An 8,154-nucleotide genomic window follows, 5' to 3' on the forward strand; every position below is an offset into this window, starting at 1 on the left:
ACAATAAATAAAGGAATAAGGTATGTCAGATCAGGCTGAATCATCAAATCCAGAGCTAGTTGGAGTAGAACGCCCAGCGATTGAATGGTTAAAAACTCTTGGTTATCAGCACATTAAAGGTCGAGATGTAGAGCAAACACACAAGACCGAGCCTGTTATTCTGGAATCTGTTCTAACTGACAGACTACACGCCCTTAACCCTTGGTTGGCCGAGGTTCCGAACGGAGCAAACAAAGCGATTAAACAGCTCAGAGACATATGGTTTGAGCATAACAGCGACTTAATGCTTGCTAACCATGCGTTCTGGAAGCATGTTCTGTTTCAATCGAATCTGCAACAAAAAGACAAAAATGGTCAGCCTCGTAGCATCCGTTTTATCAACCAAACAGGTGCCGAGGGTAACTCATTCCATGTGGTTGATCAGTACGTTGGCAAAAATGCCAACGATGAGCTTTTTAAGCCAGATTTATTGTTATTCATTAATGGCTTACCCCTTGGCTTGATTGAGTGTAAAAACAGCTCAATTAAGCTCAGCAAAGGCATTGCACAAATTGATGGCTACCAAGGCACTTTCACACAACACTTTGCCTTTAATATGGTTTGTGCCGCCATTAATCGCAGCCAAGCCAAGTATGGCGCGATCTATGCGCCAGAACAGTTCTATCTGACTTACAAATTTGATCCGAAAAAGCCTGACGAGAACATTGTTCTTACCGAATTAGAAAATCAATTAGGAAAGAAACCTACAGAGCAAGACAAGCTACTGTGGGCATTATTCGAGCCTTCCCGATTCGTGCGTTTAGTCTGTTTCTACCCTATGTATGAAATTGAAAAAGGCGTCATGATCAAGAAACTGCCCCGTTACCAACAGTGGCGTGCCGTAGAGAAGACGCTACTCCGTCTACAGGGTAAAGACCCGCAGCTATTAGGCCAAGAACTTGGCGGCGTGGTTTGGCATACGCAAGGAAGTGGTAAATCACTGACGATGGCGCTACTTGCCCGTTTAATGCGAGCCGAAATTTCTGGTTTCAATAACCCAAGTATTTTGATTCTTACCGACCGCACTGACCTTGACCGTCAGATCCATAATACCTTTACTAATGTCGGTCTTGAATCGATTAAAGCAGATTCCGTCGCTGGGCTAGAAGCGATGCTCAGCAATGACTACGGCACCATTTTTACTTCGACCGTTCAAAAGTTTCAAGAGAGCGATGGTAAGCAGATACAGGCTGCAAAAGAGTCTGAAGATGAGGATTCCATTGCAGACTCTAAAAGTCGTGTCAGACGCGTTTTGAGAAAGGATGATTCGGGACAAGAACAATGCTGGATTTTAAAGGAGAACAATGTTCTTCACGGTCAAACTGATGCTAATGGCACCCCTAAAAAAGCTAAATGGGAACTCGTTAGCGAAGAGAAAGTTGATTTTCGAGTTCTGAGTACCAAGCCAAACTTCTTCGTGATGGTTGATGAAGCTCACCGCAGTCAGTATGGATTCCTTGCTGCATTCATGCGTGCTTCTTTACCTAATGCGAAGTTCATAGCTTTTACTGGCACCCCGCTTTTTAAAGACGATAAAGAAACCCTGGGTACATTCGGCGGTAAAGAGTACATCGATACTTACCGCCTCGACGAGGCGGTTGCAGATGGTGCGACACTGCCTATTAAATATCTTGAAGGCATGGCGCAATGGGGAAGCGATGGAAAGCTAAAACAAGCTTTTGAGGATGAATTTGGTAATGAGCCTTTAGCCCGTAAGAAAAAGCTAAAGCAAGAGTTACTCAAAAAACGTCGTGGTGCTATCGGGCGTATTGAGGAGAATGCTCGCCATCTCGTCGAACATTTTCTATCAAGCGTGAAGCCTCGCGGCTTTAAAGCCATGCTGGTATGTGACGGGCGTGATATGGCTGTTCGCTATAAAGATGTACTAAACCAAATCATGCAGGAGCGTCAAAACAAAGGTCTACCGACCTTTGAAAGCCGAGTGGTTATCTCTCTCGGTAGTATGACAGATAAGCGCACAGGTATAAGTGAACAACAAGCTCACTATGCATCAGGCTCAACCTCAAAACTTGAAACTATCGAAGAGCGCATCAAACGGGAACTCAAACAAGGCCAAACACCGATAGCCGTACCGTCTGAAAAGATCCCAAGCTTGGTGAATGATGAATTTAAGCTACCGTATGGTGATGAATCCGCTAATACCAAAGAAGAAACCAAGTTTAACAACATTGGGTTAATCATCGTTTCTGACATGCTGTTAACTGGCTGGGATGCGCCTATTGTCAGCACTCTATATTTGGATAAACCGCTAAAAGAACATACTTTGCTTCAGGCTATTGCTCGTGTAAACCGAACTCGAAAAGGCAAGAAAGCAGGTTACATTGTCGATTACTTCGGGGTGGTTGAGTACCTAGATGAAGCGCTGAAAGTTTATGGGGGTGACGTACAACCCGACCAAGTATGGACGGACGTCGAAGCGGAGTTACCACGTCTTCAATCAGCTTTGACGAAAGTGTTAGACATTCTTCCGAAAAAGCACAATCCCGTGAAGCAACCTGAACCTTACAAAGAGGATGCCGATCTCTACCTAGACCCAGATACTCGTCTAGATATTGTTGAAGATTTCCTCGTTGCTCTCGCTGGATTCAATAGCCGCTTAGATATCGTGTTACCCGACGAACGCGCATCTAAATATCAGCCTTACTTCAAAGTGCTGAATGAGATAAAACTCCAACTGCGCAACAAAATGCCTGAGAGTGCCGATATGGTTCGCATCACCGCATCTGAATCTGAGCTGCTTAAAAACATACTCGACGAGCATATAGAAGCGAGTGAAGTTAAGAGCTTGCTAGGCCGTGAAGTTTCAATTCTGGATGCTGCGGATATGGATCTACTCCGCAAACAAAAAAGTGCAGGGAGTGCAGCGTTGGTCATGAAGAACAAACTCAAACACACCATTAAGACGGGTAAAGGTAAAGATCCTGCCTTCTTTGGCGACTTGGAAGAAGAGCTAGAGAAACTTATCCAAGATGAACGTGAAGGACGTATTGAACAAGCTCTATTCCTAGAACAGCTAGAGCTTTTTGCTCAGCGTGTTCGTGATAAAGATGCAAAGCCATCTGAAATGGGCTTGGGAACAGCAACAGAGCGAGCCGTGTTCAACTACTTGGAAAAGCAGGTTGAGGAAGCTGAAGCTCTGGCATGGACTAAAGGCATCTTTAGCCACCCTGATATCGCTGAAGTCATGTTGTCACCGATATGGAAAAAGCAGACTGATATTCATAATGAGATAAAAAAAACAATCAGAACGATTTTACGTGGTCTTGGCGGCTGGGATATGACTGTAGCACGTCAGCACTCTGCTGAAATTTTCAGTATTATGCTGAACAACTGAGCCTTTGCTTCATCAATGACGAAAGAAACACATGCCAATTTTTCAATACGGTACAACTGAAATTGAGTGGGAATTTAAGCTCGACTCAAAACTCAGTCACCACTACGTTACTGTAGAAAGAGGGAAGACTGTTCTTCTAAGAGGCCCAAGTGCCTCTGAGGACGAGCAACGAGAGCTGATTCGGTATAGAGCAAGGTGGATAAAAGAACGCTTAGCGGAAGTCAATCAACCGTTAAAAGAAGAAATCGTCACAGGTAGCCGAGCGCCTTACCGTGGTCGTTCTTTCTATTGTGAAGTGATCCCAGCGCCAGAGTTATCGACGGTAGAAGTGAAGTTTAACCAAAGCCGTTTTAAAGTTCGTTCTCCCGAAGGCCACTTCGTCAGCCGTGAGCGATTCAAACCAGCGTTGGAGCGTTTCTACAAACAGAAAGCCCTAGAGAAAGTTGCTTCTCGCTTACGCTATTGGCAGCAGGAAACGGGTATGCAAGCCACAACTTTCCACATAAAAAAGTTTGATGCACGTTGGGCTAACTGCACCGAGAACAATGTTCTGGAGTTCCACCCTCGTTGCATGGAGTTTTCCAATAAGGTGATGGATTACATAATCCTTCATGAGCTATGTCATACCGTAGAAAAAAGCCATAGCAAAAACTTTTGGAAACTAGTCGCTAAGTATTGTCCTGACTGGAAAGAGCTGCATGAAGAGGTAGAGCGTTCTGGGATGGGGATCTAGCGAAGTCTACTGCACTTTGAAAATGTCAGGAGGCACTGCCCATTGCTCTAAATCTTTCACTCACCCTCTACTCACGACTTTTTATTCGCTAATTTAATTGAATAACTTTCACCTTTTAGGAACCTAGCGAGAACAATGTTCTCGCAGTATCAAACTTAGGTGTTCAAATAGGTTTATGATACATACACACCAATTAAAACCACTCAACTAACAAATTTTAATTCAATATAGTTTTTAATGTTTTTCATTATACATAAAAAACTTTTTAGTCAAGTTGAAAAAACTCTTGATTAAGAAAAAACAATCTAATATATTAAATCCCGTAGCAAGAAGCAGAGCTTCTATCTAGAAAGTGGCTTAAAGATATATTTAAACTAATATTACTTAACCTTTAAAAGTAAAAGTAATTTCTTCCACCTCACTGGTGGCTTAAAGAAAAATTAGTTTTAATACAAGTAAATGTATCACTATTTTATCCGCTAATAGATGGTTACTTCCGCGCCAACTGGCGGTTAAGCGTTGGATAAAAAGGTCGAGTTTATCTCGGCCTTTTTATTATTAATTGCAAAACTACTCTTCAGGACTTTTAATTAATTATATTTTTAGAAGGCTAGTTGTTGAGTATTAATTATTAACTCCACAAGCACTACTCTCTGAAAGCCTCTCTTATTAAAAGAAAGGTTCTCTGACTTATCATTCGGAACATTGTTCCAAGTAAACATCATCTCACTGTCGAGATAGTTATTCACATAAAATCAAAACAGGTGTTACTTAAAAGCTAGCGTGAGATAAGGCAATACATACGCTTTGAGCTTAGACTCTATCTGTTCCACTGTTTTTAGTTGATCTGGGAGAACATTGTTCATTGGAGTTTCAACATCTATAACAGTGACCAATCCACTCGCTCGTGACACCGTTTTTTTCGTTACTACTACCACTGCTTCGGCTTCACTTTTAACGGTATCGAGTGCGCTTAATAGAGCGTCACATTGAGATTTTTGCGGTGTGTAACGAATCAAAAATCGGGTAGGGTTTATTGGACTTACGAACACCTCCCGCGCAAGCTCTGCTGTTTCATGGTAAAAGTATCGTTCTACTACATCTCCAATTGCTACTTTCCAACCTTGTTGAATGGCCGCAGTCGTTGTCGGCATCCAAAATTTAGAGAAATTCTCTCTTTGTGCTCTAGGAGCATTGCGTGTCAGATCACCAATCACTGGGTGAGCAGGAACAAATCCCATGCTCTTAAAACCACCTCGTAATTCTTGGGCGATTGGATTGGAGTCTTCGCATAACAAAGGGTAAATATCACGCCACAAATAATGAGGCTTTTCTATCGGCGATAGATACTTAGGATGGCTCATAACTTGGTATGAAGGCGGAAGTAACTCAGAGCGAATATAAATCACATGATCCACTGGCAGTTGCAGATATCGCTCCAATTGAAAGAGGTTGCCACTCTCAACATTACCGATCGTTTCGGCAGCATCGAGTTTATTCTCACAGAGAGCAATTGAACCATCATTTAATATCAGACGCATGTCTGGTCGGCATCCTGGATAGATAACTTGTGTTTCGACCTTGCTGATCAACCTGCTATCTTCGTCTCCAAAAATCAACCTAACAAATGCTCGATTGAAACGTTCTGAAGACGTTAACGCCGAAGCGAAGAACTCAGTTAAGTGATCCTCTTTTGCTACCGTTAGTTTTTGAGTATTGATGAATAAGCCCACAAGCATCCCTTTCTGTCAGCGTCGTTTCCTAACAAAAAGGTTATCCGATTTTCCAGTCAGAACAATGTTCGTGTATCAAATATCAGCGTGATATCTTAGTAGCCTTGCGTTAAGGAAGAACAAGGTTCTTACAATATCGTATAAACCTCTTAGCTAATAACTACTACTGACTGGTAGATCTCCACCTCTCGGTATCATGGAACATTGTTCTTCATTGAATACTTTCAGTTAACCGCTTGTTCCAATGCCGCTTAACCGTTGGGATCGAGATGCCAAGAGCATTTGCTGTCTTAGATTGACTCAGCCCCCTTGTCCTACATTCTTGGACTTTTTGAGTAGTGGTTAGTGCTTCTGGTCTACCAATCCGCTTACCTTCAGACTTAGCCCTAGCCTGACCTTCTAGCGTCCGCTCTCGAATTCGGTTTCGCTCAAATTCAGCAAATGCTGAGAACATTTGCAGCATCAATCGTCCTTCCGCTGAGCTTAGATCAGCGGTTGGCAGATCCAGAGAAATTGGTGTAACGCCCTTCTCTAACAGCATACTGATCGTATGCTGAACATCGATGTTATCTCTGCCAAGTCGATCTAGCTTTAATACAACTAGTTTGTCCCCTGGCTCTAGTTTATGCTCAATCAACATTTTGAACTCACGTCGTTCAGTTGCAGGCACACTACCAGAAACTGTTTCATGTACAATTCGGTGTTCTTGAACATCGTAGCCAGCATTTCTGATAGCTAAGATCTGATTTGACACAGTTTGCTCGCTAGTCGATACACGACAATAAGCGAATGTCCGTCCCATACTATTCACTCCTTTTGGCATCACAATTGGTATCATCAATCGGTTGGGTATCATAAAAATCCGAACCCTACTTTATGAGACCGCAAACACTTCATTCCCGTCTGGTATCAGAAAACGGATGTTTGTTGATACTACCCTGGGATGTTTACATCTCGCTAAAGTTGACTACTTAAGTCGATAATTTTGACAAAGTAACTTTGCCTTAAGAAAACCTAGAAAATAAATGAATACCCGTAAGTAACAAACATTACTCTAAATTTAATTCATCTATAATAAAAACAGAGTTACTATTAATTTTCCTTGGCAATAAAATTAACACATAAAAAATAAATTTTATTTTATTAATTTTTCATGTTATAACTATTATAACGGTTATAACTATTATAAAGTTATAATTCTAATATAACGTTAGATTTTAAAAAAGTGAAGATTAAGCCAAAGTAAGCTTAATTTATTACAAGAATTCTTCTGCCACTACTGACACTTTCAATGCCAGCATTGACACATTGATTACCAGCATTGGCAAATTCTCTTGCCACCTGCTTTAATGACGGAATTTTTAAGGCTTTTATCACTTGCCTAACGCAATTCAATAGGCTTTAACGTTGTGCAAAAAAGAGCTGCATTAGAATACGTTGAACATCTCATTTTTTCTTGACTTGTAACGGTTGCAACCATATAAACCAGGCACTCGACATTCTTTCTTTTCTTTAATAAATTGTCTTTTTGAATGAACTTGGGGAACACTGTTCTTTTCATCTAAATTAATAGAATTTGCTCTACGTAATGCTTCTTCATCGGAAATATCGTTATAAACGACTTGAAATCTATTCGGCTTAGTTTCACGTTCTTCTCTTACGGATAGATAACTCATTTCACGATTACGTTTAGAATAAACCAGAACTTTAGACATATCGAAAACCCTCTTGATATATATAGATAAAATCAATGATATATTATATTTATCAAGTAATATCCTCTTTGTAAAGGACCTTTAACCACTATTTTAAAAATCACATTAACATTTAATTATTAAATAAAAACCGTTTGTTTTTTTAATTATTAAATTAGAGAAATAGTAATTAACTTCACTCTTTCCTCAAAATGAAAAAGATCCGATTATGGCTATTATTGTTCCCACCCCCCTAACTCAAAATAATCATATTCATCATCATAATTTCTGAGTTAGGATCCTAACCGAGAATGCACATCGGAGTCTGGCCGCGATTAGTGCTTCTATTTCCCTAGCCTCATAGCAGCAACTACATTCACTAGAAATTCTAAGTTAGGATCCTAACCGAGAAAAACCAAGCAGGGAGCACGAAGGGGGTATTAGCGATCACCAATTGCGTATCTTCAATCACAAGTGGACAAAAATATATGTCATACTTACTTTTTGTGACTATTTATGAGTATTGAAGTGAAAATCGAGACTGCATTAGAACGACTGCATAAGTTTGATAGACAAGGCATACATGTTTATCGAAAGAGT

5 protein-coding genes are annotated in these 8,154 nt (G+C 40.8%); 2 read left to right on the forward strand and 3 right to left on the reverse strand.

From position 1 onward, the window contains the following. Window positions 1-22: 22 nt before the first annotated feature. Together ACF8EG_RS12265 and ACF8EG_RS12270 are read left to right on the forward strand one after the other, a co-directional pair. Entirely contained in the window at window positions 23-3,394 is a 3,372-nt protein-coding gene (locus ACF8EG_RS12265) for a type I restriction endonuclease subunit R (RefSeq protein ID WP_392419471.1), read from the forward strand. Window positions 3,395-3,425: 31 nt separating this feature from the next. Further along, on the forward strand, window positions 3,426-4,127 hold the full coding sequence (locus ACF8EG_RS12270) for a M48 family metallopeptidase (RefSeq protein WP_392419473.1): 702 nt from the start codon (window positions 3,426-3,428) through the stop codon (window positions 4,125-4,127). Between the two features lie 767 nt (window positions 4,128-4,894). Here ACF8EG_RS12270 and ACF8EG_RS12275 read toward each other — a convergent pair. The 3 genes from ACF8EG_RS12275 to ACF8EG_RS12285 form a co-directional block, all read right to left on the reverse strand. Further along, entirely contained in the window at window positions 4,895-5,866 is a 972-nt protein-coding gene (locus ACF8EG_RS12275; protein ID WP_282150438.1) for a hypothetical protein, read from the reverse strand. A 205-nt stretch (window positions 5,867-6,071) separates the two neighbouring features. Continuing rightward, window positions 6,072-6,662 (reverse strand): recombinase family protein, encoded by a 591-nt coding sequence (locus ACF8EG_RS12280; protein ID WP_025604824.1) that lies wholly within the window; start codon window positions 6,660-6,662, stop codon window positions 6,072-6,074. A gap of 625 nt (window positions 6,663-7,287) precedes the next feature. Further along, a complete protein-coding gene (locus tag ACF8EG_RS12285; RefSeq protein WP_193283956.1) occupies window positions 7,288-7,575 on the reverse strand; it encodes a hypothetical protein in 288 nt (95 codons plus the stop codon). Window positions 7,576-8,154 lie beyond the last annotated feature (579 nt).

It is taken from the genome of Vibrio sp. YQ_11 (genome assembly GCF_043103065.1).
Lineage (GTDB): Bacteria > Pseudomonadota > Gammaproteobacteria > Enterobacterales > Vibrionaceae > Vibrio > Vibrio parahaemolyticus.

Coding starts and splice junctions, on each gene's coding strand:
- ACF8EG_RS12265 (WP_392419471.1), top strand. CDS start 23: ATGTCAGATCAGGCTGAATCATCAAATCCAGAGCTAGTTGGAGTAGAA.
- ACF8EG_RS12270 (WP_392419473.1), top strand. CDS start 3,426: ATGCCAATTTTTCAATACGGTACAACTGAAATTGAGTGGGAATTTAAG.
- ACF8EG_RS12275 (WP_282150438.1), bottom strand. CDS start 5,866: ATGCTTGTGGGCTTATTCATCAATACTCAAAAACTAACGGTAGCAAAA.
- ACF8EG_RS12280 (WP_025604824.1), bottom strand. CDS start 6,662: ATGGGACGGACATTCGCTTATTGTCGTGTATCGACTAGCGAGCAAACT.
- ACF8EG_RS12285 (WP_193283956.1), bottom strand. CDS start 7,575: ATGTCTAAAGTTCTGGTTTATTCTAAACGTAATCGTGAAATGAGTTAT.